Source organism: Pseudooceanicola lipolyticus (genome assembly GCF_002786325.1).
GTDB classification, from domain to species: domain Bacteria; phylum Pseudomonadota; class Alphaproteobacteria; order Rhodobacterales; family Rhodobacteraceae; genus Pseudooceanicola_C; species Pseudooceanicola_C lipolyticus.
Genome location: NZ_PGTB01000309.1, coordinates 1 through 2013, shown reverse-complemented (window position 1 = coordinate 2013; position 2013 = coordinate 1). Strand labels below are relative to the sequence as shown.

General features: G+C 70.0%; 3 protein-coding genes. 2 read left to right on the top strand and 1 reads right to left on the bottom strand.

What is annotated here, in order from left to right:
• A partial coding sequence (locus tag CVM52_RS25375) for a sugar phosphate nucleotidyltransferase (RefSeq protein ID WP_172721092.1) occupies positions 1 to 380 on the bottom strand: 380 nt, incomplete at its 3' end.
• Positions 381 to 667: 287 nt separating this feature from the next.
• Between CVM52_RS25375 and CVM52_RS25370 the strand changes: the two genes are divergently transcribed.
• Both CVM52_RS25370 and CVM52_RS25365 read left to right on the top strand, forming a co-directional pair.
• Positions 668 to 1294: a sulfotransferase family protein gene (locus tag CVM52_RS25370; protein WP_133120001.1), complete on the top strand. Its 627-nt coding sequence runs from the start codon at positions 668 to 670 to the stop codon at positions 1292 to 1294.
• A 30-nt stretch (positions 1295 to 1324) separates the two neighbouring features.
• The gene (locus CVM52_RS25365; RefSeq protein ID WP_133120000.1) at positions 1325 to 1861 is read left to right on the top strand and encodes a hypothetical protein; all 537 of its coding nucleotides are present in this window, start codon (positions 1325 to 1327) and stop codon (positions 1859 to 1861) included.
• Positions 1862 to 2013 lie beyond the last annotated feature (152 nt).

The following is a 2013-nucleotide window of genomic DNA, read 5'->3' as shown; positions in this document are numbered from 1 at the left end:
TCGACCGCGGCGCGGAAGGCGGCGGCATCGGGCACCACGTGATCGGAGGGCGCCACCAGCATCAGCGCCTCGGGATCGCTCCGTTCCAGCCACAGCGCCGCGGCCAGCACCGCCGGCGCGGTGTTGCGCCCCTCCGGCTCGATCAGCACCGCGCCGGGATCGATTCCCGCCGCGGCCAGCTGCTCGGTGACGATGAAGCGGAAATCCGAGCCGGTCAGCACCAGCGGCGCGGCGAATCCCGGCCCCGAGAGCCGCGCGGCCGAGGCCTGGAACAGGGTGGTTTCCCCGGTCAGGGGCACAAATTGCTTGGGATAAGACTTGCGCGACAGCGGCCAGAGACGCGTGCCCGAGCCGCCGCAGAGAAGAATGGGTGTGATCATGAAATTACCGAACCAGTGCAAATGGAGGGTGAGATTTTGAAGCGGATCACCGGGAGGATATCTCGAATCATGATCACGGGCACAAGGCCAAAGCTTTAAGCCTTTCAATCGTAACCCCTATTTCGCCCATTACGCGGGCGCGCACCCGCCTCCGGGTCTTGCGAAAGAGCAGATCGAACTGTTTGCCGCGCCGGTTTCCGGATGCCGCCAGGCGGGCCCGGCGCGGCTTGCAGCCCGGCGCCGGCCATGCCTATCTATGGGGCGCCTCTACCCGGATACCTGTGCTTATGCCCCATGCTTCCTCTCCCCGCATCTGTCTTGTCGCCGGGGTGCCGCGGTCGGGCAGCACCTGGGCCTTCAACGCCGCGCGCCGCCTGCTGGAACTGTCCGGGACGGCGCTGCAGGCGGCCTGGATCGCCGATTACCGCCCGGAGGATCCGGCGCCGGTGCATCTGGTCAAGGCGCACAAGCCCGAGGAGGTCACCTTCACGCCCGATATCGTGCTGACCACCCGGCGCCGGCCCGAAGCCTGCCTGGCCTCGCTGATCCGCATGGGCTGGCTGAAAAACGAGCCCGAGGCGATCCGCCGGTCCTGGGCCTGGCATCACCGGCTATACGCGCATTGGCAGGCGCGCAGCGACCTGGAGATCGCCTATGACGAGATCACCGGCGCCCCCGAGGCGGCGCTCGACCGGCTGGCGGCGGTGCTGGACCTGTCCCTGCCGCCGGGCGCCACCGCGGCGGTTGCGGCAGAACTGGCGGCGCTGCAGGCGCCCGGCACCGGCCATTACGATCCGGTCACGCTGCTGCATCCCGGCCATCGCGGCGGGAGGCAGCAGGGCGCCGTCACGCCCGCGGCGATTCTGCAGATTGTCGACGGGCTTGCGCGGCCGGGCGAATTGCCCGAGGTATAGGCAAACGGGCACAGCAAAAGCAGGCGCAGCATGAGTGAGACATTGGACAAGCCGCAGGTCGCGGCCTTTCCCGGGCTTCTGGGGCAGATTGCGGCTCTCTCCAAGGGAAAAGACCGGTCGGTCACCGCCGGCCACCTGGATCTGGGGCCGGGGCTCTGGCTGTCCTGCGATCCGGCCGGCCAGACGGTGATGGGGTGCCGACCCGATGCGCGCGGCTTCCGCCTGAGCGTCGAGGCCGGCGACAGCGGCGCCTGGGCCTGCCTGGGGATGCGGCTGCCGCCGGAGACCCTGGGGCGGGGCCGCTATCTGGGCCTGCTGAGCGAAACCGAGGCCGCGGCGCTGGTCGCCTTCAAACCGAGTCTGCGCTATCACCTGGAGGGCGGGATGCAGGAGACGGCATTGCCGGAACCGGTGGTGCTGCCCTCGGGGCGGCGCACGCATCTGGCCCATCTGCCGATCGACCCGGCGCTGCGCGCCCGCGCCACCGGCTGCGAGCTGAACCTGTTCTTCCAGACCGGCCGGATCGACGCGCTGGTGCTCAGGCTGGAACCGCTGCTGATCGCCTAGGCGTCTAGGCGGCTAGGCGGCTAGGCGGCGCGGCCCCCGTTCTGCCTGCCGTTCAGCCCCCCGTTCAGGCCGCCGTTAGACCCTCGTCCGGCATCCCGTCCAGCACCGCCGCCAGCTCCGCCTGCAGCGCCCGGGCCAGCCGGGCGCGCTCG